At 68.7% G+C, this 24,368-nt stretch carries 16 protein-coding genes; 9 read left to right on the forward strand and 7 right to left on the reverse strand.

The genetic code is table 11. The features are described from left to right. Window positions 1-31: 31 nt before the first annotated feature. Window positions 32-343, reverse strand: coding sequence for a helix-turn-helix domain-containing protein (locus L2I40_RS02025; RefSeq protein ID WP_237213186.1), 312 nt, complete (start codon window positions 341-343; stop codon window positions 32-34). A gap of 156 nt (window positions 344-499) precedes the next feature. Between L2I40_RS02025 and L2I40_RS02030 the strand changes: the two genes are divergently transcribed. After that, on the forward strand, window positions 500-1,558 hold the full coding sequence (locus tag L2I40_RS02030; RefSeq protein WP_237213187.1) for a replication initiation factor domain-containing protein: 1,059 nt from the start codon (window positions 500-502) through the stop codon (window positions 1,556-1,558). A gap of 69 nt (window positions 1,559-1,627) precedes the next feature. Here L2I40_RS02030 and L2I40_RS02035 read toward each other — a convergent pair whose 3' ends face one another. The 3 genes from L2I40_RS02035 to L2I40_RS02045 form a co-directional block, all read right to left on the reverse strand. Further along, on the reverse strand, window positions 1,628-2,140 hold the full coding sequence (locus tag L2I40_RS02035) for a hypothetical protein (RefSeq protein WP_237213188.1): 513 nt from the start codon (window positions 2,138-2,140) through the stop codon (window positions 1,628-1,630). A gap of 132 nt (window positions 2,141-2,272) precedes the next feature. Continuing rightward, complete coding sequence (locus L2I40_RS02040) at window positions 2,273-2,866, reverse strand: hypothetical protein (RefSeq protein WP_237213189.1); 594 nt, start codon at window positions 2,864-2,866, stop codon at window positions 2,273-2,275. Next, a complete protein-coding gene (locus tag L2I40_RS02045; RefSeq protein ID WP_237213190.1) occupies window positions 2,863-3,156 on the reverse strand; it encodes a hypothetical protein in 294 nt (97 codons plus the stop codon). Before L2I40_RS02045 ends, L2I40_RS02040 begins: the two co-directional genes overlap by 4 nt. Before the next feature lie 939 nt (window positions 3,157-4,095). On the opposite strand from L2I40_RS02045, the gene L2I40_RS02050 reads away from it, so the two are divergent. The 8 genes from L2I40_RS02050 to L2I40_RS02085 are packed head-to-tail and all read left to right on the forward strand — an operon-like array spanning window position 4,096 to window position 21,112. Beyond that, complete coding sequence (locus tag L2I40_RS02050; RefSeq protein WP_237213191.1) at window positions 4,096-5,286, forward strand: cysteine desulfurase family protein; 1,191 nt, start codon at window positions 4,096-4,098, stop codon at window positions 5,284-5,286. Further along, window positions 5,283-6,212 carry a DUF4007 family protein gene (locus tag L2I40_RS02055; protein ID WP_237213192.1) on the forward strand — a complete coding sequence of 310 codons (930 nt, stop codon included), beginning with the start codon at window positions 5,283-5,285 and terminating at the stop codon, window positions 6,210-6,212. The genes L2I40_RS02050 and L2I40_RS02055 overlap by 4 nt, the downstream gene beginning before the upstream one ends. Further along, complete coding sequence (locus L2I40_RS02060) at window positions 6,209-9,400, forward strand: hypothetical protein (RefSeq protein ID WP_237213193.1); 3,192 nt, start codon at window positions 6,209-6,211, stop codon at window positions 9,398-9,400. Before L2I40_RS02055 ends, L2I40_RS02060 begins: the two co-directional genes overlap by 4 nt. Beyond that, window positions 9,397-10,209, forward strand: a complete 813-nt coding sequence (locus tag L2I40_RS02065; protein ID WP_237213194.1) for a phosphoadenosine phosphosulfate reductase domain-containing protein — start codon at window positions 9,397-9,399, stop codon at window positions 10,207-10,209. The genes L2I40_RS02060 and L2I40_RS02065 overlap by 4 nt, the downstream gene beginning before the upstream one ends. Window positions 10,210-10,223: 14 nt before the next feature. Beyond that, window positions 10,224-12,092 carry a hypothetical protein gene (locus L2I40_RS02070; protein ID WP_237213195.1) on the forward strand — a complete coding sequence of 623 codons (1,869 nt, stop codon included), beginning with the start codon at window positions 10,224-10,226 and terminating at the stop codon, window positions 12,090-12,092. A gap of 2 nt (window positions 12,093-12,094) precedes the next feature. After that, window positions 12,095-13,750 (forward strand): hypothetical protein, encoded by a 1,656-nt coding sequence (locus L2I40_RS02075; RefSeq protein WP_237213196.1) that lies wholly within the window; start codon window positions 12,095-12,097, stop codon window positions 13,748-13,750. Then, window positions 13,737-19,088, forward strand: coding sequence for an FtsK/SpoIIIE domain-containing protein (locus tag L2I40_RS02080; RefSeq protein WP_237213197.1), 5,352 nt, complete (start codon window positions 13,737-13,739; stop codon window positions 19,086-19,088). The genes L2I40_RS02075 and L2I40_RS02080 overlap by 14 nt, the downstream gene beginning before the upstream one ends. 2 nt (window positions 19,089-19,090) lie before the next feature. Then, on the forward strand, window positions 19,091-21,112 hold the full coding sequence (locus tag L2I40_RS02085; RefSeq protein ID WP_237213198.1) for a DNA phosphorothioation-associated putative methyltransferase: 2,022 nt from the start codon (window positions 19,091-19,093) through the stop codon (window positions 21,110-21,112). 1,249 nt (window positions 21,113-22,361) lie between these two features. Here the strand turns inward: L2I40_RS02085 and L2I40_RS02090 are convergent. The 3 genes from L2I40_RS02090 to L2I40_RS02100 form a co-directional block, all read right to left on the reverse strand. Next, window positions 22,362-22,532 carry a hypothetical protein gene (locus tag L2I40_RS02090; RefSeq protein WP_237213199.1) on the reverse strand — a complete coding sequence of 57 codons (171 nt, stop codon included), beginning with the start codon at window positions 22,530-22,532 and terminating at the stop codon, window positions 22,362-22,364. A gap of 497 nt (window positions 22,533-23,029) precedes the next feature. After that, a complete protein-coding gene (locus L2I40_RS02095) occupies window positions 23,030-23,281 on the reverse strand; it encodes a hypothetical protein (RefSeq protein WP_237213200.1) in 252 nt (83 codons plus the stop codon). Between the two features lie 671 nt (window positions 23,282-23,952). Continuing rightward, window positions 23,953-24,368: FG-GAP repeat domain-containing protein (locus tag L2I40_RS02100; RefSeq protein ID WP_237213201.1), on the reverse strand; the 416-nt coding region annotated here is incomplete at its 5' end.

Here is a 24,368-nt window from a genome sequence, read left to right on the forward strand (position 1 = left end):
CTGAGAACGGATCTGGGGGTCTGTCGCGGGCTTAGACGCTCAGCTTCGGAGCGGTGCCAAGTTGCGGGTTGACGCGGCCGCGCTCGATCAGCGCGGCGATGTCCTCGGGCTTCACCATCAGCTGCCCTCCGAGGCGATGTGCCGGAAGCGTGCCTGCCTCGATCCAGCGGCGAAGGGTCCGGGGCGACCGTCCGAGCATCAGCGCTGCCTCGGACAGTGCCAGCAGACGACGCTGCACGCCCGGGCGAGTTGGGCGCGGGCGAGAGACGCCGACGACCGGCTGCATGGCTGCTCGCTTGTCCATCAGGTGCTTCTCCTCGCGTCGTATCGGCCGATCGATCATCGCATCGGAGCGAGGGGCGAAGCCGTGCGGCGGAACGCGTGGCGCATTCGCTGTACCGGCACGAAGAATCAAAGTTGCGCGGCCTTCCCCTATCACGCAGGTGAGTTGGCAGGCGCTGACCGCGATTGGCCTCGATTGGCACGAGCAGCGCCGGCCATGACCGCTTTCGGTCACGGCGCATCTCAACGCGCCTATTGGGAACCCCCAGCGATGCTCGATGAGTCTTACAGCCCCGGCCACATTCATCCGCTCTTCGAGAGCAAGACCTCGAAGGAGGTGAAGGCCAACCTGAAGGTCGATCGCCTGACTCTGCTCCTGCCTCTTCATCCCAACGATCACGAGATCGCCCTGAACCATCTCATCAGCCTCAAGCTTCATGCCGGGGCTGAGGGCATCCTTCCGGCGGGCTGGTCTGCGAAGAAGGGGAGCATGGTCGCGTTCAGCGTGATGATCCCGACGAGCACCTCTCCGCTCATCTGGTCGAAGACGCCGGGCGCCCTGGTGCAGCTGAAGCCCGCGCCCGGTGGAAAGCGCTTGCTGCGGATCGAGATCTTCCCGCTTGGCCTGACGCCTGAGGGGTTCACGTACCTTTACGACGAGCTGCTGTGCGGGCATCTGTCCATGCATCCCGGCGAGATCGCGAAGGCGCGTGTTTCGCGCCTTGATCTTGCTCTCGATCTGCATGGCGTCCGGCTCCAGGACTGGGCGTGGGCGATGCCGTCGCGGAGTGTTGTCCGGCATTATGTCAGCAAGGGCGTTGTGCGCACGCTGTATCTGGGGTCACCCAAGCACGGCGCGCCCTGCATTTACGACAAGGCTTCGCAGCAGAAGATGAGTGGCGGCGAGGCCTGGACCCGCGTCGAGCTGCGTCCGAAGCCGAACGTGCCTCTTGCGGCCTTGCCCCTGCTCAAGAATCCCTTCGCAGCGATGCGCGTCTACGACGTCCGCTCTGCCTTCGGAGTGGTGAACCCCGGGCAGGTCTGTCGCGAGCTGGCGCTGTCCCATGCGCAGCTCAAGGGCATCACGAACCTCCTGGGTCATGTGCCCGATACGAAGGGGCACAGCATGGCGAAGTCGGCACGGCAGCGCCTTCGCGAGGCGCTGGACGGGTCCGCACCGTCTTGGTGGACCCCGCAGACCTTTTGGCAGGGCTGGCCGGATGCTCTTGCGATGGCCATGCCGCCCCTCTTCGAGAAGACGCCTCTGATTGGCTGAGCAGTGCACTCGAGTGCACAACCCGAATGGCTAGCTCGGGAGTGTCCCGGTGCCCGAATAACGTTCGGGTTAAGGGGCACTCCCACGGCCGGTCACGGCGGCTTTGCAGATCGCGACCAGCGCCGCCGTTCGCGCGCGTGGCCCAGCACCGGCCGGCGCTCCGAACCGAGCCAGGGCGGCCCGGACAGTGGCCGCCTGCCGCTGGTCGAGTGCGAAGCTTAGGACCTCCGGTTTACCTGCATCGCCGTCTGCGCTGACGGCGCGGGAGGGCGCGCTCACGGCTCTGGACACCTCCGACGCGCTGACGCGCCGTCCCCGCTTCAGGGCATCGCGCGCGAGCGCCCGTGCGCGGACAACGCCAAGAGCTGCCACATTCGCTTCGGTCATGAGCCCGGCCTGGACCGCCTCGGCGATCGTGACCAGGTAATAGGCTTGGCGGCGGGACAGCCCGGCCTCGGTCGCCGCAGCGTCACGGTCGGCCCCGGAGAGTTTCGCCAACAGTCGACCCATGAGCACAGGCCTGGTCCGGCCCGCGCGGATCTGTTCTAGCAGATCGTCCAGGACGGCCTCGTAGAGCTTCACTCGACGCGGAGACTGCCGTGTCATGTTCCTCACTCGGCCAGATCGCACCAGAAGGAGGGTAGCGACCGACCGGACCAGGGGCCACCGGTCGCGTGCACTCGAGTGCACGAGACCGGGCCCTAGAAGGCAATGCTAAGGATCTGCGTGCGCAGGCGGTTCGGCCGCAGGTGGGGAGAGTGATCCTACGCGCTTGAGCACGTCGCGCGCCTCTGCGACCGCCGCGCGGAGCTCGACTGCCGACGCGTCGGGCTCCAGTACCCGCGCCGCCACGTGCCGCAGCCGCTCGATCGCGGTCCACAGCTCGCCCGCGCGCTTCAGCAGCTCCGGCTCGAGGTGGTCGATGGCGGCAACGACCGCCTCAGCCTCGTCCTGCAGCGCAGCCTCGGCCTCCGAGCGCGGCGCCCGCCGGGGCCACACGTCGCCTTCAGCCCGCCGTGCCTCCATCGCCCGCTCAAGCCGCTCCGTCGTGGCACTCCGCCGCCCCGAGCCCGTGAGCCGGACCTCCCAGCTCCACAGACGCTCGGGATGCGGCGGCCAGGTCACGCCAGGGAACAGCAGGTCCTGGCGGTCCATGTGCCAGATCGCATCCGTCAGGCCCGTGACGATGTGGGCGTCGGGGACGACGACCCGCTGGTCGATGTCGAGCACGACCTCGAGCCGGAGCCGCCGGCCACAGGCAGACGGGCGACGCAGGCCATGGCGGGCCTTGATGGCGTCCTCGCTCATGCCGGCCTCCGTGCCGCTCCGGGGCGGTGCGAGCGCGGCGGATGCCGGTGCATCAGGGGCACGTAGCTCTCCATGGCGAGCCGTACCGTGCCGGCCGGCGCACCGGGCATCAGCCACATGCGGAAGCCCGGGCCGACACGGAACGCGATCTCGGGCTGCAGGGTGACGGTGCGGCCGTCGGGGGTGGTGAGGTCGGCGGAGCCGTCAGCGTGGATCTTGGCGACGAGCCAGATGTCGGTGCCGTCGACGCGTACCCCTTCGCCTTCAGGAATGACCCAGAAGATGGCCATGTGTTGGTCCCTCGTTGTGAATACGAGAGATCTACCCAGGGCGGCAGCAGGGTCCATAAGTAAATTGCAATGCAATGCAGATAATGAACTGGGCCGCGAAATAAGGGGAAATTACTATACTGGCACTCAAGCGAAAGGCAGTTGAGTGGGCGGCGCGGGAGTAGCCTTCGCGCGCTAGGCTGCCGCAGCCACACGCCGACCGAGTTAGCCCGGCGTTCGCGCCGGGGTCCGCACGATCGCGACGGGATCGGCACCGCGCGGTCTCGATGTGGGCGCCGCCCGCGTCGGCGCAGTCGCTCGGTGATGAGGGTCGGCGAGGTACTCTGCTCCGTCAGTGTCTGGGGCCGTCGCGGACGGCTGGCAGCGGACGCCGAGCGCGCTGGTGGAACCGCTATCCGGCCAGGCGGCCGAGGCGTGGAGCGGCATGTTGACGGCGCGAAAAGGTGAGCTGCGCGCAGCGGGCAGCCGGCAGCGGGGCGGGCCGGTGGAGGGACCCTACCGTTTCACACTCCGACTGAGGTAGCGCTGTTGGCGGTCCTGTCGCGAGGGGGGGTGGTCAGCGATGCCTCTCATCGAAGAATGGCGCATCCGTAACACTTCCAATTCGAAGCACCCCGCACTTCCGATCGCGGAACCGTGAGCGCGGCCGGTGTACCGTCGTGCCTGCTGCGAGTTCATAATGAAACGGTGGTGGTTGCGCGTCGGTTGATATTGCTGCACTGTAGATTACAGGTCGGTAAGCATGCCGGGGACGGACGAAGTAATCAAAGCGAGCGTCCGATCGCACGAAGCGGTATCGCGCGCGCGTCGGCGGATTTGGCTGGCGGTTCGCACGCCTCGCAAGCGTATGGTCGGTAGAGATCGAGGCTGCCGCGACAGGCAGGTCGATGGCCCACCTGCTCGGGTCATCTCGAGAAGTTCCGTGTGCGGGATGGATCTGTGACGCTGGTTGCGCGCGTATCCGGCAGCCCGATCCCGGTGCCGATCTACCTCGACCACAACGCGACCACCCGTCCGCTGCCCGAGGTGGTGGACCTGGTCGCCCGGACCATGGCGGAGACCTGGGCCAATGCCTCGAGCGCCCACTGGCTCGGGGGCGAGGCGCGGGCTGTCCTTGAGGCTGCGCGCGACCGCATCTGCGAGCTGGTGCGGGGTGCCTACCCGGAGGCCGTCAGGTTCACCTCCGGCGGGACCGAGGCGAACAACACGGTGCTGCTCGGAGGGGACTCCGCCTCGGCATGGCGGTGCGTCATCACCTCCGCCGTGGAGCACGCGTCGGTGCTGCGCCCGGCCGAGGCGCTCGCGCGCCGGGGTGGTCGCCTCCGCGTTCTCCCCGTCGGCTCCGACGGCCTGATCGACCCAGACGCGCTTCGCCAAGCGGCGGCCGACGCGCCTCCGGGCCCGCTCCTCGTGAGCGTGCAGTGGGCGAACAGCGAGACTGGCGTCATCCAGCCGATCGCGGACCTCGTAGCTGCCCTCCGGTCCGTCCGGCCCGACGCCTTTGTGCACGGCGACGCGGCACAGGCGGTCGGGCGCCTGCCCGTGGACTTGGTCGCGAGCGGCGTCGATTCGGTCGCCTTCTCCGGCCACAAGGTCCACGGCCCGCATGGCACCGGGGCGCTCGTCCTGGGTGACCCCGATGAAGGGCGCGTCTCCCCGCTGCTCTTCGGGGGGGGACAGGAACATGGGCTCCGCTCGGGCACGCACAATCTGCCTGCCATCGCCGGACTCGGGCTGGCCGCCGCCATGCGCGCGCGGTCGCTCGACGCAGCGGCCGCGCACATGCGGTCTGTCCGGGACGCCTTCGAGGCGGAACTCGCCGCCCTGGTGCCGGAGGCGGTGGTCAACGGCGCCAGCGCGCCTCGGCTGCCGAACACGTCGAACGTCCGGTTCCCCGGCCGCGACGGTATGGAGATCGTGGCGCGCCTCGACGCCCTTGGCGTCGCTTGCTCGCAGGGGTCGGCCTGCTCGAGCGGGAAGCCGGAGCCGTCGCACGTCCTTCGCGCGATGGGGCTGTCCGAGGCGGACGCGTATTCGAGCGTGAGGTTCTCCTTCTCGACGCTCAACAACACCGACGAGGCGCTGCGCGCGGCGCGCGCCGTCGTTCGTGCATTGGGGAAGCAAGCATGACGGCGTCGGCCGCCACCAGGGAGCGCCTGAAGTTCGAGTTCGGGCGGCACGAGACCTTCGCTGTGCGGCATGGCTGGCTCGGCAAGGGCATCGGCCACATGTCGGGCGTGGACGAGGGCTTCCACGACGAGGAGAGCGCCGTCGTGAAGCTCGGCCTGGGCACCCGGATGGTGAAGTCCCTCCGCTACTGGATGGAGGCGACGGGCCTCGCAGAGACGGAGGAGGAAGACGAGACCGCGCGTCGATCGCGCGACCTTCGCCTGACAAAGCTGGCACGGGTGATCCAGGACCGCGACCCGCACCTCGAATACCCGGCGACATGGTGGTTCGTGCATCTGCACCTTGCCCGCCGCACGAACAGCGTCTGGGGCTGGTTCTTCTCAGACTTCCGGGAGCGGAACTTCGACCGCGCGGTCTGCGTGGAGGCGTACGTCCGGCATCTCAGGCTCAATGCCGCCAAGGAGCCGTCACAGCAGGTCGCGCAGCGCGACGTCGCGTGCGCGCTGCTTGCCTACGCCAAGCCCGCCGCCGCCGAACCGCAGGACCCGGAGGACGGAACCTCGTCGCCGCTCCGCGACCTCGGTCTGGTGGTGAAGCACGCCGACACGGGCCGCTTCGAGAAGACGCGCCCGCTCGATGGAGTGCCGCTCGAGGCGTTCACCGCGTGCGTCGCGCTAGCGGCCGCCGACGTCGGCCAGGAGGCCATGTCGGTTGGAGAGATGCTCGGGCGGCGGGGCGGCCCCGGCACGGTCTTCAATCTCGACGCGGAGACCATCGAGGACATGGCGATGCGGTCCGCAGCGGAGTTCAAGGAGCGCGGGGTCGCTCTCGACCTGCTCGGCGCGGAGCGTCGTCTCCGGGTGCCGACCACGGACGCGGCCGACTGGCTCGACCGGCACTTCCAGCGGATCGGAGCCGCGGCGTGAGCGGCGTGGTCCGGTTCCGTTCGGTCAACCTCCGCGAGGACCTGCTCGACCCGCGCAGGCTGGGCCACTACCAGCCGACCCGGCGCTCGGCGCCGGTCGTCCGTGCCGTTCTCGAGAGCGGCGCGCGCATGGTCATCGCCGCCTACGGCAGCGGGAAGTCGCTCGCCGCCGGGGTGGGATGCCTCCTCGTCTCGAACGGCGACACGGCGGTCCTGAGGGACGTCATCGCGAAGATGGGGCCGGTCGACCCCGACCTCGCCATCTTGGCCGAGCGCCGCATGAGGCAGCGCGAACGTGGCCGGGTCATCGTGCTCAGCGGTCACGTCCGCGACCTGCCGGGCGCGCTGTGCGAAGCGGTCGGCGCCAAGAAGGGCCGCGGCATCGAGGCCGCGCTGGACGCCTTGGAGGCCGCTGAGGGCGCCGACCGGATCGCCATCGTGTGGGATGAGTTCGGCCGTCACCTCGAGGGCATCGTCAACGAGGGTCGGTCCCGCGAGCTCGATGCGGTGCAGCGGCTGGCGGAGTGGGCCGTCCGCGCGCGCGAGCCGTCGGCGAGCCTAACCCTCCTGCTGCACCAGAACCTGCTCGCCTACGCGACGGTCCTGAACCAGACCTCGCGGAACGAGTGGCGGAAGATCGAGGGCCGCTTCGAGCAACTGCGCTTCGTGGAGGACAGCCAGGAGCTGTACGGGCTGGCCGCGACCGTGATCTCGGAGCGCCGCCCCAACGGGGTCCGACCTCCGAAGGAGGCGGTCCTGCGCCGCATCGCTCGCGGCGCAATCGCCGCGGGCTGGTTCGACGGCATGTCCGACGAGGGCCATGTGGCCGCCCTGCTCGGGCGCGCCTACCCCGTGTCGGCGGCAGCGCTGCACGTGCTGCCGCGTCTGGTGGCCCGCATCGGCCAGAACGAGCGCAGCCTCTTCGGCTTCATCGACAGCGCCGACCTGTCTCGGCCGATCGGGATGGAGGAGGTGTACCAGGGCTTCTCGGACGCCATGCGGTCGGACGTCGGCATCGGCGGCTCCCACCGTCGCTGGGTCGAGACCGAAACCGCTCGGAGCCGGGCGGCCGACGAGGCGGAGCGCGAGGCCCTCGCGGCAGCATGCCTCCTTCAGCTGGGCGTGGACGGGGAACGCCGCAGGCTGCCACGCGCCGCCCTGGAGACCGCCGTGTCCAGCCGCGACGGCGTCTCGGCCGACCGCGCCACCCAGGCCGTAGAGGCGCTCGTCTCGCGGAAGCTCCTTCTCCATCGGAAGCTAAACGACGACGTCTCCATCTGGCACGGCGCCGACGTGGACCTCGCGAGCCGCGTCCGGGACGAGCGCGCCAGGCGGATGGAGGGCTTCGACCTCCTGTCCTTCTTGGATGCGCAGCATCCCGCGCCTTTCGTGCGGCCCACGGGTCACAACCTGAAGTTTGGCACGGCGCGCTACCTGACGGGACGATACGTGCGCGCTAGCGACGTGGGAGCGGGTTCCACGCCGCCCGCGGCCGACCGGGACAGGTCGGAATGGGGACAGGTCTACTACGTGCTGGCGGACTCGGCCGAGGAGCTCGACCGTGCCCGCAGGCGCGTCCAGTCGGGATGGCCGGACTCCGACCGTGCGCTCGTCGTCCTGCCCTCCGAGCCGATTTCCGTGTTTGAGGCGGCACTTGAGATCGACGCCCTCGTCGCGCTCCAGGCCGACAGCTCGCTCGAAGCGGAGGACCCGCTGGTCCGCCAGGAGCTCACCGAACTCCTCGCCGTCGCCCGTCGCCAGCTCGCGGTGCTGCTGCACCGGCTGACCACAGACCGGCCGACCACGGCCGAATGGTGGCGCGCGGGAGAGCGACTGAGGGTTAACCGCGACCACCCGGCGGGCGTGGCCGCCAGCGCGCTCCTGGACGGGCTGTATCCGCAGACCCCGCGCATCGTGAACGATCAGCTGATGCGGAACCGGCTGTCCCGCCAGATGGAGACGGCCCGCATCCGCGTGCTGACCCGCGTCCTCGAGCGCGGAGGTGATCCGCGGCTAGGCTACCGCGAGGAGGAGCTGACTTCGGCCGAAGGCTCGGTGCTGCGGACCGTGCTGGAGGAAAGCGGCCTCTACTCGTCGGAGGGTGACGCGGGCCGCTTCGCGGCTCCGGAAGACCTGCCCGATCCGGGCCTTCGCGCCGCCTGGGCTATAATCGCGGACTTCTTCCGCACGCCGGGCCGGAAGTCGCTCGCCAATATCGTGTCCACGCTCTCGGCTCCGCCGATCGGGCTCCCGGCGGGCGTCCTGCCGCTGCTCGTCGTTTCGGGCTTCAAGGCGTTCGGCCGCGCCGTCAGCCTGCGCGTCGACGGCGCCTACCCGAGCGACGTGCTGGGTTTCGACGCGAGCCGCATGTTCCTCGAGCCGCAGCGTGTCGAGGTCGAGGTCCATCCATCCGACGAGGAGACTCGCCGCTACCTGTCGGAGCTGGCCTACATATTCAGCCACCGGACGCCCGGTCCCATGGACGAGGCCGTCCGCTTCGCGGCGGACGCCCTGTCCGCCTGGCGGCGCTCCCTGTCGGATGGCGTCCGGCGGTCCAGGCGGCACACGGACGACGGCCGGAAGCTTCTAAGCCTGCTGGCCGACATCGACGACCCGCCAAGGCTGATCCTGTCGGCGCTCCCGGAGGCGTTCGGCAACCTTCATAAGGACGGACGCCTCGCCTCGACGCTCAGGGTGGCCGAAAAGGCCCGCGCGGACGTGGACCGCCTCGTCGAGGGCTACACGCGCGAGGCCGTGGAGGTCGTCGCCGACGTACTGAGCCTGCGGCGCAGCGACGACCCCGTCGCCGGGGTCCAGACCTGGGTCCGGTGCTTCGACGTGCCGTCTCTCCTTCGCCGCGACGACCTGACGATGGTGGACAAGGCGGTGCTACGGACGGCCCTCGACACCACGGGCGGCCGCTACACGGCGGAGAGCCTGGCGCGTGCGGTGAGCTCTGTTCTCCTGCAGCGGGGCATCGACCGCTGGGAGGACGGCACGGCGTCTCAGATGCGGAAGGCGCTGCGGGAGTGCCGGGCACGCATCGAGGACGCGGCGCTGGCCGACCCCGAGCCGGGCGGCGACCTCGAGGAGGTCATAAACGCGCGGATCGAGGCTCTGCAGGCGCAGCTCAGGAAGATCAGGGAGAACGCGGCGCCAGTCCGGCTGGCCGCAGGGGGGGCGAGATGACCACGGTTGCGAAGACGGAGGATGCCGTCCGCGACGCCACTGCGCGCCACATCGTGCCGCTGTCGGGCGGCAAGGACAGCACGGCGCTGTCCATCTATCTCGCGCAGAATTACCCGCACGTACCGTTCGAGTACGTCTTCTCCGACACGGGCGCCGAACTGCCTGAGACCTACGACTACTTCGAGCGGCTCGAGCACGTCCTCGGGAAGAAAGTCACCCGGATCACCGCGCTCGAGATGCTCGGGGTCGGGGAGAAGCCGGGCCGGAGCCCGTTCGACGTGGTGCTCTACGACCACTTCTCGGGGTTCCTGCCCAGCCCGCGCTCCCGCTGGTGCACGCGGATGCTGAAGATTCACCCGTTCGAGCGTCACATCGGCTCGGACAAGGCTTACTCGTACATCGCGATCCGCGCCGACGAGAACCGCTCGGGCTACCTCGGCAACGGCAAGCCGGTGCTGCTCTCCGAAGAGCCGAACATCACGCCAGTCTACCCGTTCAAGGACGGGGGCATCACCCTCGCCGACGTGCAGCGCATCCTCGAGGAGAGCGGCCTCGGGGCGCCGGGCTACTACGAGTGGCGCTCGCGGTCCGGCTGCTACTTCTGCTTCTACCAGCAGATCGGGGAGTGGCAGGGCCTGCGCGAGCGGCACCCTGAGCTATTTGAGAAGGCGAAGACGTACGAGGGCGGCCGGAACGGGCGCCGCTACACCTGGGTGGACGGGCGCTCCTTGTCCGACGTGGAACGCATGCCGAGGCGCGAGATGAAGCCGAAGTCGGACGACGACGGCTGCGCGATCTGCCACCTGTGAGCGGGGCTGCGGTGATGAAGGACAACCCCCTCGTCGCGTTCCTGGCGAGCTACGGCCCCTCCGCCGCGTCGGACTCGCTTGCCGACGAGCACGTCCAGACGGCTGTCGCGCGCCACGGCGTGCGGGCCATCGAGGCCCCCGCGCCCAAGCTCGACGCCATGAAGGAGGCGCTGCTCGGGGACGATCCATGCAGCGTCATCCTCACCGGCACGGCGGGCGACGGAAAGACCTATCACATCCGCCGCTTCTTCATCGACGCAGCGTCCGGCGACCCGAAGCAGTGGCCGGGCAAGGAGGGCGTCCTCCTAACCTCGCTCCGCGGGCGGCCGCTCCGGATCATCCGTGACCTCAGCCAGCTGACTGACACCGCTAAAGCCGAGGAGATCGAGGGTGTCACCCGGAGTCTGCTCGGCGAGGACCGCGAGACGCTCTATCTTGTGGCCGCGAACGACGGCCAGCTGCTCAAGTTCTGGCGCGACGCCTGCGAGAGGGAGGAACAGGGTGCGCCTCGGAGGGCGCGCTACGAGGCGGTGCTCCGGACGCTCACCGACATGCTGCACCGGGACCACGAGGCGCCCGAGGACGGCAAACTGCGCGTCCGTCTGCTGAACCTCAGCCGGACCGTCACGGGACAGACCCTCGATGCAGTGCTCGACAGCATCCTCAAGCACGAGGCGTGGGAAAGCGGCTGCACGCAGTGTCCCCAGGCGCAGTCGACCACCAATCCATGCCCGATCCGCCTGAACCGCGGGCTTCTGATGGGTTCCGGGCCGGATGGGTCGGACGCGTTCCGGCGCCGCCTCACGCAGGCGATCCGCATCGCAGCGTTGAACGATCAGCACGTGCCGATCCGCCAGATCCTGATCCTCGCCGTGAATATCCTGCTCGGGGATTCGAAAAAGCGCGACCGCCCTATGCTGACCTGCGGAGAGGCGCGGAAGCGGGCGAAGGACGCGGAGTACGCGCGCACGAACCCGTTCGGTAACGCCGTCGGCCTCAACGTCAGGCCCGAGAGAAGGCGCGCGCTGACGGTGTTCTCCGCCCTGGAGACGTTCGGCGTCGGGAGCGAGACCAACACGGCACTCGACAATCTGCTGATGGATGGGATGCCTGCCGAGACGGCGGCGAAGCTGGAAGCGAGAGACCCGGTCTACGGGGACGCCCTGTTCCGTCAGCGGCTCCGGCAGTACCGCGACGGCACCGAGGCCGCCACGGGCGTCAACGGGTTCGCGGCGGCGCTCGAGGCGCAGAGGCGCAGGCTCTTCTTCCTCATGGACGAGCCGGAAGGTGCGGGGCAACTCTCGCCCTGGCGGCTCACCATCTACCACCACGCAGGGGAATACTTGGCGTTCGCGCAGGCGCTGGCGGCAAGCCCTCCGGCGGACCCGGCGCTCGTGGACACGATCACGGGCAAGCTCGTGAAGGGCATCAATCGCACCCTCACGGGCATGATGGTCGAGGAGACGCAGCGCGTCTGGCTCGCCCGGTCGATCGGCAGGTCCGACGGTGCGAGCGGAAGGTTCACCTCGCTCGAGGCGATCCCTCGGAAATCCGCCACCCCGCAGCGGCTGACCGCAGCCCTCGACCCGGCGACTGGCCGTCCACGCCTGCAGGTCGTGCTGCGGACGCCAGGGCGCCCGGACCTGGCGTCGGCGCCGCTGGAACTGCGGCCGCTCCTGTTCGAGTACCTCATGCGGGTCGCCGACGGGAGCCTTCCGTCGAGCTTCTCCCGCCAGTGCCAGCAGGAGGTCCGGCATTTCGCGCTGGCGGCTTCCTCGTTCATCGAGAACCAGTTCACGCGGGACGAGACGGAGTACCTGCCGATCCTGATCCTGTCGGTCGGCCGGGACGGCCAGATCCAGAGCCGCGACATCGGAGTCTGACCATGCCGTCCAGCAACGCCAACTCCGAGCTGTGGCTGTCCAAGGGGGCGATGGCGGTCCCTGACCACCAGAAGATCCATGCGCTGACCGTCTGGTGCGACCCCGCCATCTGGGGCCTCGCCCTCTACGACGACCAAGCGCCCTGGTTCACCCTCATCGAGTGCCTCCAGTTGCTCACCTTCAGGCACCGGGAGGGGAAGGCGTTGTTCCCCGGGCTCGACGGCAAGCCCGACGCGCCCTCGCACGAGCGCCAGTCCTACCGCATCAAGCTCAACACCAACCTGCGCCACCTGCTCTTCCGGGACCAGGAGGTCGGCCGCGTCGCCGCCCGCGGCGGGGCGAACGACGAGGTGCGCTGGCACCAGTGGCTCAAGCGAACCGCCGAGGATTTCCCGGGCCTCGACCTCTCGTATCTGAAGGCGGCGTTCTCGGACGATTTCACCAACTTCGCCGAGGCGCTCGAACTCATGCGGTCGGCCGAGGTCGAGCAGTTCGGCCAGAAGCGCTGGACGTCGCGGCACCTCCAGCCGGTCGGCGAGGCGATGCTGTTCCCCGACGTGAAGATGAAGGACGACGGCTTCGCCCTGGACCGCCGCTTCTTTCAGCGTACGGGCGAGATCCTCTACCTGATGCTGAACCGCTCCGCGGAACGCGACCGCCTTGGGGAGCTCGTCGCCCGCCGGATCCTCAAGTCCGACGGACCATGGAACCGCATCGCCAGGAGGCTCCAGGGTCCGGAGGCGGACGCGACGACCGACCAGCCCAAGTGGGTCGAGGCCCCCACGATCGGCTACCTGCCGCTCGCCCGCCTCGCCCGGTACGACGAGCTGGCCCGCGACTGGGTCGCGATCCTGTCGCAATCTGCGATCCCCCTCGAGGACGCCCTGGAGTTCCTTGCACGTCTCAGCGGCCTGCATCAGGTGATCTACATCGCTGAGCGAGCGGTGGACGTCGCGGGACGTCCGAGCCTGACGCCCTTCGTCCTCGAGATGACCGGATCGGCCCGGAACAACCCGGTCCAGGTCCTCTCGGCCGAACGCTACAAGGCGCACAAGATGCTGCCGTCGCAGGCCGTCGAGGCATTCGTCCAGTCCTACGCCGACACGTCGGAGTGGCGCGAGATCGGGACGGGTCCGATGGACTGCTCGCACGCCAAGACGCTCCTGGCGAAGCGGTTCGCGTGGGCTCCGAAGAAGACCGCCAGCGCCGCCGGGCTGCCGCCTCCCGCGGAGCAGCTCCAGGCCATGCTCGACGCGGCGAAGACCCGAAATCACGACAGCGGCTCGACGTTCACGGCGCATGCCAAGAAGGTGGGCCTGGTCACGGCGCGACGGGGCACCGGGACATGGTACTCGCCGTCGGATGGCCTCCTGGAGGCACTCGTGCTGGCCAACGTCGACTGCGCCATGGAGCTGGGCCAGTTCCTCTCCGTCCTGCGCCGCCGCTATCACGTCGTGATCGGATCCGAGGAGGCGCGGACGCGCAGCGGCGAGCTTCCGGTGCCACTGGAAGATCTGCGCGAGAACGAGCGCAGGCTCGAGGAGCGCCTTCGGGTCCTGGGCTTCATCAACAGGAAGTCGGACGACTGCGCCTTCGTCGTGAACCCGTTCTCCAGTGGACGCGCCGTGGCAGGGAGGCCCGCCCATGCAGCCGCATGATCTCATCGGCAAGGTCGCGGCCCATAGGCTGCACGGCCTGCTCATGGCCGAGCCCGCAGGGCGCCTGCTGTACGGCATCCTGGGGCTGCCGCCCGACGTCACCTGTTCCATCGCTCGGGAGGTCGCCGCGCTCCCGGTCACCGGAGGGCGGATCGACGCCTGCGTGCATCCCGAGCTAGCCGCGGGGGGTAACATCGGCGGGGCGCGGGTGTCCGACGAGACCGCGACGCATCACCGGAATCACGCAGACCCGGACGTCCTGCTGACCCTGTTCTCGGTTCCCGCTCGCGACGTGAAGTCCGTCGAGCAGAGCCTGTCCCACGTCGAGCACCTCGACGACCAGTGGCTGCTGGAGGACACCCAGACCTGGGCCACCAAGGCGCTGCCGCCGGACGCCGACGAAGACACGCGTAGGCAACTCGCCGCGATCCTGTCCGGCCTGGTGCGCTCGGGGGTAGGCTTCGACGCCCGACGCGTTGCGGACTTCGCGGTCAGGCTCGTGCGCCACCACGTCGTTGACGGACTGAAGTTGGCCAACGCAGCCCGTCGCGCGCTCCCCGCCATCCGGCTGTCCGCGGACGCCGGGGACACGCGGGCGAAGCTCGCCGATGCGGCAGAGGCTGAACAGTTCTTCAGGCGCCTCCAGGACGAGGTGAAGCCCGCGCTCCACCTCCAGGCGCGCGATGGCGAGCCGCTTTCCCGTTCGGAGCTACGCAAGCGGCTGGCCGACCTGAGAGCGGCGGGAGAGGTTTCGGACTCGGCCGCGGAGGCCCTCGAAGCCTTGCTGGTCGACGCGAACGTCGGCGACGGGGGCTGGACCAAGGCGCAGGCCGATGCCGCAGAGGTGCCTTGGGGCGAGACGGAGAAGCTGTTCGCGGACGACCGCAAGAAGACGAAGGAGACCTTTGGGGACGAGACGCGGAAGTTCTTCGAGCGGAAATTCCCCTCGGCCCTGACGCAGGTCGATAACGACCTGCTCGAAGACCTCAGGTCCGACACGTCGCGGCCGAAGGAGGCGTACGACCGCTTCTTCGGCGAGCATCGCGAGCGCCTCCGCGCCGATCCGAAGCTGTACAGGCGCTGGGAGAAGCTGGTTTTCCGCAAGCCCATCGAGACTGACGACCTGGCGGCGGGCTTGCTCATGCTCGCGGAACGCGCTCGCCCCGACCCGGACGAGGAGGGCGACGACGTCGTCCTCTACATCAGGCTCGATGGCGCCGAGTCACTAGACTTCTGGACCGAGGACAAGAACACCAAGCTCTGCCGCGTGCTCCGCGACCGCTGGCGCGGCCTGGACCGCCTGCTGCAGCCCAATGTGATCCTCGACTTCGGCCGGTGCTGGAAGGACCCGTGGGAGGCCCAGATCCCCACCGATCCGGGCGAGGTGTCGTCCACCGGGAAGGACGCCATCACCTTCAACCTGAAGGCTTGGGCGCTGAAGAAGGCGGACCTGAAGGCGGGCGTGCCGTCCGGCGAGGCTCTGCGGAAGGCTCCCCGCGCCCAGATGGTCTGGACGCCCAAAGCCGACACCATGATCACCGCGTTCCCGCTGGATCTCGAGGTCCTGGCGCACGACGCCAAGCGCACGCCGTTGCTCACCGCGCGCGTCGCGGCCAACCGCTACGACCGACACGGAGCGGTCCAGGCGGTCAACCTCGCGAGCGCGGCCACGATCACCGACGTAGGTGGCAACAGCGACGGCAGACTCGCGGACCCTAGGAAGCCTGCCCACCGCGTGGACGAGAACTGGCGCTCAAGCCTTACGCGGTCGGTCCAGGATGGCATCGTGACCGCCGACGACGCGGCCACGCTCTCGGCCGCGCTCGAAGCCTTCCAGGCCGAGTACACCAAGGCGATCAAGGCGATGCGCTCCGGCTCTGGCCTCGCCGACGACGCCCTCATCCGGCAGGCCGAGCTTTACGGCGACCTGCTGCGCGCTCTGGCGGCCAGGGCGCGCGCGGAGGTCTGCGTCCGGGAGCTCTGGGCGCCATTGCTCGGGATCGGTGCCGCGGTGGTCGAGGGCACCCGGGAAGCCCTCATCGTGACTCCGTGGCATCCCCTCAGGCTGGCCGAGATTGGCGCCAAGGCGCGGCAACTCGCGGAGGGTATGCGGCGGATCGTGCTTAGTCCCGCCCGACTGGCGGCAGAGGTCGGCGAGTACGTGGAAGACCTCTCCCGGGCGCTCTCGCGCACCTACTACGCGGACGTCGGGGCGCTGCCCGGCACCCCGTACACCCTCCTCGCCGAGACCCGGCACCTCGCCGACGTCAGCCTTCTCGAAAGCCCGGTCGCGGCGCCGGACGCGGTCCTGGCCGACGAACCCGCCGAGGGCACCGTCGAGGCGTACGAGCGCGTGGCGAAGGAGTACCTGGACCTGCGTCCGCACGAGAAGGCCAGCTTCTCCACGGTGCTGCTCGACGCCGAGTCCGAGGACCTGCCGGTGCAGATGGCGGAGAGCATGGCGAGGCGGATCGACGGCGATTCCGGCCTCCGCTGCGACCTCGTCCTGACGCACGAGAACGTCGGGAGCCTGCGGCGCATCTACGAGCGGCAGAACCGCCGCATCGGTCACGAAGTCGATGCCTCGCTCACCAGCGAGGCGGCCCGGAACTTCCTGTCCCGTCTGCGCGTCGCGATCGTGGACCGCCAGTTCCTGGACCTCGGCGGAGCGAAGGCGCACGACGTCGTGCTCCTGCAGGACGTCATCGCGCGGCGCGCCGAGGTGAAGTGGACGCGCGCGGCCGGGCTAGGCGCCCCGCAGCTCGCAAGAGCCGTCCCCACGGCGCAGTCGCGACGGAAGCCGTTCCGGAAGGGGGATACCACGTCGGGCAGCTATCTGACGGCGCCCGGAGGCCCGGAGGCGGTCCAGGCGTACGTGGACGCGTTGCACGACGTCGTCCAGGGACGCGCCTCCGAGAGCGGCGATCCATGGCTGCCGATGCAGGAGGTGGAGTTCCAGTCCGGACGGGTGCGTGAGGTGCTCGACAAGGCCCACCATCTGGCCAACTGGGTCATGACCTACGACCGCCTCGCGGACCGGCGACTGGTCGGCTCGTCGGATCGAAGGATCATCCGCTACTTCAGTGATCCCCGGTCCGACCATAACGTCATCGTGTCGGCCGAGATCGGCGAGGAGGTCATCGGGGAGCGGCTGATCGACGACTTGCGTGCCGCCCTCCCTTCCGAGGGCGGCGACCGGCTCGCACGCATCCAGCGGGCGATTCACCGTGCGTCGGCCTCGCTGTCCGGCGCCATCGTCATGCGCGCCGCGCAGAACCTGAACTACGCGCAGGAGCTCCTCGGGCTCGTGCTGACGCAGCACGAGCTGAACCTCCTGCTCGGCTCGGAGGCGCAGGAGTTCCGGGCCGCATGGTTCTTCCTCGATGACGTCGCGCCGTGGCTGTCGCTCGACGGCTCGCGCGCTGACCTTCTGGGTGTCTGCTTCGCCATGACGGAGGCTGGCCCGGTGATACGCCTCGTAGTCGCGGAGGCGAAGTTCGTGGGGCAGGCGGGCCTCTCCGAACAGCGGCACCGCTCGCTTGAACAGCTCGTCGCGACCTTCGGCACCCTTCACCAGCGGCTTGTCGCTCGCGACGGCACGGTGGATCCGTCGACCTGGCGGAACCGGCTCGCCGACCTCGTCCTCGAACACATTGATCCCTTCGACCAGATCGGTGGACGGCCCTCGGCGCAGTGGCTCGCCGATCTCCGTTCGCCGGAGACGCCACTGGAGATGTCGGGTCACTCGCTCGTTTTCGTTCACGACACGAGCGCTGTCCCGGGCGACATGCCTCTCCTTCCCGACGCGGAGGAGCCGAAGCCGCGCCGTCGTCGCCTCGCGCAATGGGTCCTGGGCCGCGGCGCCATCGCCAATTCGCTGAAGGGCCTGATCGACACCGGATCCAAGCCGCAGGTCTGGACTCCCCCCGAGTGGCCGGATGCGACGGAGGCTGCGGAGTCTGTCGCCGGGAACGGCGTGGATGAGCGGGACGGCACCACAGACCCCGCCACGGGGACCCCTCCCGGAGAAAGCGCCGACACGACGGAGGAGCAGAACGAGCACGTGCCCCCCGAGCCGGTCGCTGGAACGGTGAGCGGAACCGAAGACCCGGGCGTGATCGTCACGGGATGGCTGCCGGAGGTTCAGGCGGCGCTGGTTGGCATGGGTCGGGCCGCCGCGAGTGGCGAAGGCGATGCCTGGCTTCAGGAGCAGGTGAAGCGCCTGCAGTCGGCCCTGCAGAAGGAGGGCATGGACGCGCCTGTCCTCGCGTCGCGCCTTACGCCGAATTCCGGCCTTGTGGACCTCGACGGTCGTTCGGTGACCGTGGCGTGGCTGGAGCGGAAGCAGACCGAGCTGCTGACGAAGTACAGCCTCGACATCATACGCATCAGCCCGAAGGCAGGGCGCGTGGTCGTCGGCCTCAGGCGTCCGAAGCGGGTCGTGCTGCACCTGGCTGAAGCTTGGCGGAGGCGCCGTCTCGAGGAAGCGGCACCCCGGTCGAACATGGCTTTCGTGCTCGGCGAGAAGGAGGACGACGGCGAGCTGTTCTACCTTCCCCTAGGCGGTGCGTTCGGGGACCAGGAGAGGGCAGCACCCCACTCGATCGTGTCGGGCACCACCGGCAGCGGGAAGGGCATCCTGGCTACCAGTCTCATGCTGGACGCATGCGCCTTCAACGACCCGGCGCTGGTCGAGGTCCGCCTCATCGACCCCAAGAAGGGTGTCGACTACGCATGGGCTCGCAAGTTGCCGCACCTGAAGGACGACATCGTCGACGAGAAGCCCGACGCCGTCGAACTCTTCAAGAAGCTCGTCCTGGAGATGGAGGACCGCTACGCGATCCTGCGACAGGCGGGTGTCGCCAACATCGACCAGTTCAACCGCCGTGTCGGGCCGTCCGGAGCGGGCCTGATGCCCCGCATCCTCGTGTTCTTCGACGAGGTCGCGAACTGGATGCAGGACGAGGACTTCAAGGAGGCGGTCGAGCCGCTCATCAACGAGGTCGCCACCAAGTCGCGCGCGGCGGGCATCCACCTGTTCATGATCTACCAACGCGCCGACAACCAGGTGATGACCATGCAGCTCCGGACGAACCTGGGGAACAAGCTCGTCCTCCGGCTCGGTGACGAGGGCTCCTCTCGCATCGCTCTCGGCGAGAAGGGTGCCGAGCGACTGCTGGGCAAGGGCCATCTCATCGCTAAGCTCGATAGCGACGAGAAGGTCTACTGCCAGGTGCCATTCATCGGCGAGGAGGAGGTCTTCCGGCTGGCGGAGGCCATCGCGGCCGGGTGGGGCAACGTCGCTGCCGCGGCGCACGCCGCGTCCAAGGCGGCCTGAGGATGCCGACGCCACGCCCTGCCCGCCCGGTCGGCGGGAAGCGCGTGGGCGGCGCCGTGTACCTGCATGCGAGCGCGCTCGACGACGAGACGCGCCATGTCGTGGAGCGAGCCGTCGCGCTGGCCGACGGCTTCGAGTGGAACGTGGTGAAGGTCGCGCCGAATTCGGTGTCCCTGCTGCTGTACGAGGACTTCGACGCTGCCGCATTCCCGGTCTTGTTGGCATCGCTGAAGGTGGACCTGGAGGCAGGCAAGTCGGCAGCGACGGACTACCGGAAGCGTGAGAACCCTCCGATCCTACACCGGAAGGAGACCCTGCTCCCCGCGGATGACCCGCGGCGGCCCAGGTTCGCCGCCCTGACCCGGGCCGCCGAGGAGCACGGCCTGTTCGCGGAGCCGACGAAGATTGGCACGCGACGCCAGTGGACCGACCTGCTCGCGTCGAAGGGCCTGCGCGTCAAGGGACACTCCATCGTCCCGGTCGGCGCCGAGGCCATCGAAGTGGCCCGTCACAAGACGGCCATCCCCCGGCGCGACCTGTCGCAGCCGATGCAGCTCGCCGTCGCCCACGGCGTGCTGCCGCCGGGGACCACCGTCTTCGACTACGGGTGCGGCCTGGGTGACGACGTGGCGGCGCTGACGGCTGCGGGCTTCGAGGCGTTCGGTTGGGATCCCCACCACGCGCCGGACGGCCCCCGCCGCGCGGCAGACCTCGTGAACCTTGGCTTCGTGCTGAACGTGGTCGAGGACCGGCACGAGCGCGCGGAGACGCTGCGCGTGGCCTGGTCCTTCGCCCGGCGCGCCATGGTCGTGGCCGCCATGGTTATGGGAAAGGCCGACCTCACGGCGCTTCGCCCGTACCGGGACGGGCACCTGACCTCGCGCGGCACCTTCCAGAAGTACTTCGGGCAGCAGGAGTTGCGGGACTTTATTGAGGAGGCGCTGGGCGAGGCGCCGCTCGCCATCGGCCAGGGCGTCTTCGCCGTGTTCAGGGACAAGGACCTGGAGCAGGAGGTCCTGTTCCGGCGCCAGGCCCGGGCCATCGTCCGTCCGGTCGGGATGCGCCCGCCGGAGCGGGACCGGTCCAGGGCGGCTGCCCCTCGGCCGGGCCTTGCCGAACGCATCAGGCCGGAGCTGGAGACCCTTTGGGTGGCGATGGTCCAGCGGGGACGCGCCCTCGACGCGGACGAGTTCCCGGCCGACCTCATCGAGCGCCTCCAGGCGGCCAGGGTGTCCCCCGCGCGCGCCACTTCCCTCTGCCTGTCGGACCTGTTCGACCAGCAGGAACTGGCCGCCGCGGCGGCCGGGCGGCGCGAGGACCTGCTGATCCGCTTCGCCATGCTTATGTTCCCCGGTGCGCCGCGCTACGCGACGCTCGCCCGGTCACTGCAGCGGGACGTCCGGACGTTCTTCGGCAGTCACGCCGCCGCCCTCGAGGAGGCCCGCCGGCTAATGTTCTCGGCCGGGAAGCCCGACGCGATCGCCGAGGGCGTCGAGGCCGCCGTCGCGGCTGGCCTAGGCGCGATGCGCGACGAGAATACCTTCCGGTTCGCGGTGCCGACCCTTGACCGGCTGCCGCCCGCGGTTCGGCTACGAGCCCTGTGCGGTGGCCTGCTCCGGGGCGGCGTCGAGGGCGCGGACTTTATCGACCTAAAGGTCGGTGTTCCGCGGCTGACCTTCATCCAGTGTCTCGACGCCTCGGCCCGTCTGCCGGTGGTCGTCGAGAAGACGCGCGTTGATCTAGGGCGTGCCAGGGTGACGGTGGACCGGCCCGACGGCATGGTGCTGTACTTGAAAGGTCGCTTCCTCCCTGCCGACAGTCCGGCGCGGGAAGACCAACTGGAATTCGACCGACGGCTCCTTGCCTCGAGCATTGTAACGCCAGACGGAAAGGGGCCGCGCCTGACCGAGCTCCAAGAACTCATGCGGAAGCGGCGCGCCGGGATGCCTGGCACCTCGGCACAGACAGAGGCTGCTGCTGACCGACCGGTAGCCAGGACATCCGACACGAAGGCTGCGTCATGAAAAAACGCAAAGCTGATAATGATGACAGGATCAGAGGCCGTTGCACTGATCAAGTTGAGTAGCAGGGCGGCATGGCATGGAGCCCGTTCACTTGCCTGATCCGCGGTTAACGAGCGCGCCTAGCATAACGGCGCGTCCATGGCCTGTGAATTTGGCTTTGTGGCTGTTTTCTGCTCTCGCCTGCGGCCTGCTAGAACCGTCCAGATTTCGATAGGTTAAGCGACCATCCGGTCGACCGCCTTCGGGTTCGGTGCCCGGACGCACCAGTTCTCATTTTCGTCGCAGACGGGACGCCAGCGCACACTGATTTTCTTGGGGAAAATGGTCCGAGCGGCCTCCGCCCCCACAAAGAACCCCACTTGCGCCCCGTGCTAGGGGGGGCTGAGCGGCGCACCGTTCGTAACGCGCTTGAGTGTGGTCTGTATTTGTTCTCAATGCGGCGCTAACCTGTGGCGAATGGCCCGCCGCCGCATCCTCGACAGAAGCACCAGCGACGCGCGATGGCTGCCGCGGCAGAGAGGCGGCGCGCCGCGGTTGCTGTCTGCACTCGCGCGCCAATTGGCTCGCCGGCCTACGTCGCCGCCTCCGCGGTGCTCGACGCTCTGGACGGAATGGTAGAGGCGCTAACGGGGCGCCGCGACGAACTGCGCCGGCCAATGCACACGGCCGGCGGCTGATCCCGCACCGGGCGTCACGCGTGCCGACTGGCGCGCAATGCGGGGAGGATCTGCGGCGATTAGCCATTCGGACGGGCAATTTGCCCGACTGCTACTAGGCAAGGTCGGCGAGAGGCATCCCCTTAATGCAGCCCGCTTGGCCGAGGCTCCGGCGGCAGCCGGTCGCCCGCCAAGTGCACGACTGTTGTTCCGGGATCGAGCGGGCGCCCGTGCACGCCGGAAGGCGGCTTGCTAAGTAGATGGATTTTCCGCGGCCGCTCCCCACAGCCTGTGCAGCGTAGCTTCGCCACCACTTCCCGAAGCGTGCGGTCCGGCTTCAGTTCGGCGGCCACGAGCCGGCAGGGCAGCATGAGGGAGCGCCCGCAGTCACATCGCATCGCCAACCACCAGTCGCGCACGTCGGCGAGGGGGGAGGCGGAGGAAGGGCGGTCCATCGCCGCAACTAGACGGCGAGGTCGGGCGGCAATGCAACCGCCACCGCGCCCGACAGTGAGGCTCGCCCGCTTGCAGATCACGCCGAGACGACGCCCGCCGCCGCCCAGAGGGAACGACAAGCGGGCTTCGCCTTGCGCTCAGTTCGCCTTGCGCAACGCGGCGTCGAGTAGTTCGGAGGTGCGCCGCAGCAACGCCGAGGCGTAGGTCTGGCCGTTGGCGGCTGCCTGCTCGGCCAGCCGCGCGATCTGGTCCGCATAGGACAGCTGCGGCTCGGCCGGATTGATGGAGGCGCTGGAGTGTTCGGACACGTCTCTTGCTCCTGAAGGCGACCGTAGCGCCTAACTCCCCAGCTCGGCACCAAATCAACCTAGGGTTTCTTTGCCAGATTCGTTTCAAAAGAAGTGTTAACGCGGTCGCTTTTCACGTCCGCTTCACGCCCACGCCGTAACGTTGCGGCAGGGTGTCAGTCGGTGGTGCGGGACAGCGCGCAGGCCCGCCGGTGCGGGTGCCCGAACGGCCGCCAAATGGCATGACAGCGCGCGAGCAGTTCGACCACCGCCCCATTGACCGTCGAGTGTGCGAGCTGAAGTTGCCAAAACTCTGCGTCGGCCATGGCCGGGTCGGGATGCCCTCCGCGTCGGCCGGCAAATCAACCGCAAGCCCGGGCAGTCCGGATTAATGCGGCGCGGGGGCGGGGGGTCGCGGCTCGGCAAATAGCGAACGGCAAGGCCGCGACCAGCGCGGGCAGGACACCGACTACCGACGAACGCGCGTGAGAACGCCACGGCTGCCGCCCTGATGCGGACTAGCGCCGATCGGCCGGCGAACAGAATTCTTCCAGGGCGGCATGGAGGTCGGCGGCGAGCGTCGCGCGCACGTTCATCTCTTCGACGGGATCCAACGTGCCTAGCGGCGTCTCTTGCAGGACGGCGACCAACTCGGCTTCCAGCGCCTTTAGCGCATGGGCCGGGTTGGGCTCTCCGTCCACCGTCTCCTGCGTGGCCTGTAGAACGGCACGCCGGAAATAGCGCCGCACTGCGTCATCGATCTCTGCCATGCCTGCCCCCTTGCCCTGCCGAAGCGGCGGGGAACCTACGCTGAGTTCTCCCCGGCCTGTCCGCAAATTCGCTCCAGACGATGCCCTGACATGCGACCAGAGCAACCCAAGGTTGCATGCCGGGATCGGGTGCCGCAAGCGAAATGGCGGTGGCGGCAGCCTCTCAGGTCGATGCCGCGCAGGAGGGGCCGTCCACCCCATCAACTCCAACTCCACACTATGCGATGGGACGCGACCTAACGTCCGGGTAAGGCGTTCTTTTAACGTACAACTTGATTTACCATTGCCATTGGGGTCACGCACGAAAAAGACACGGGGCCAGGAACCGATGAAGGTGTATCGTCGCTGCAAAGAGGAACTCATGCTCGTTGGGAGGGCAGACATATCTTCAGACTGCGGATCTGCCATAGAGGTGCGGCTCTTTGGATCAGCGTCATCGATTGTCGAGCGTTATGCAGTAGGCCCAGTCACGCTTCAGTCGGCTGAGGATGGACTACCCATGGTCGAGCGGGCTGTCTTGCTAGAACCGGGACAGGTCGCTGAACTCCTGCCCGGATGGAAACCGCTCATGTCGTGAGCGTCACCGCCATCCTGGCGAAGCCTTGATCATGCGGCGGCCCTCAATCTTTAGCGCTGAGCGCAACTTCGCGAAACCTGCATCCCGCGCAGTTCTATATGAAGTCCGTTGTGGAAAGCGCCGGAAGAAGGCTGTCGTTGAGCGCGACGAGCAAGCCTGCGTTGCCGAAGCCAACGACATCGGCCCGGCTGTCGCCGTTCACGTCCGCCATCATCCGCGGATGGCGGTCCTGCGCCTCCCAGCCGCCAGCGCCGGGAAGAAAGCCAAACTCGTAACTCGCGTAATTCGCCGGGCCGAAGCCGCCCGCGCCGTTGTTGAGCGCCACCAGCACCCCGGCATTGCCGAAGCCGACGATGTCGTCGCGCCCGTCGCCGTTCACATCCGCCATCATGCGCGGGAAGACGGTGTTGCTCGACCAGCCGCCGGCCGAGGCGCCGAAGCCGAACTCGCGCGAGGCGAAGTAGGCCGACCCGAAGCCGCCCGCGCCGGTGTTGAGCGCGACGAGGACGC

Source organism: Falsiroseomonas oryziterrae (assembly GCF_021864505.1).
Taxonomy (GTDB): domain Bacteria; phylum Pseudomonadota; class Alphaproteobacteria; order Acetobacterales; family Acetobacteraceae; genus Falsiroseomonas; species Falsiroseomonas oryziterrae.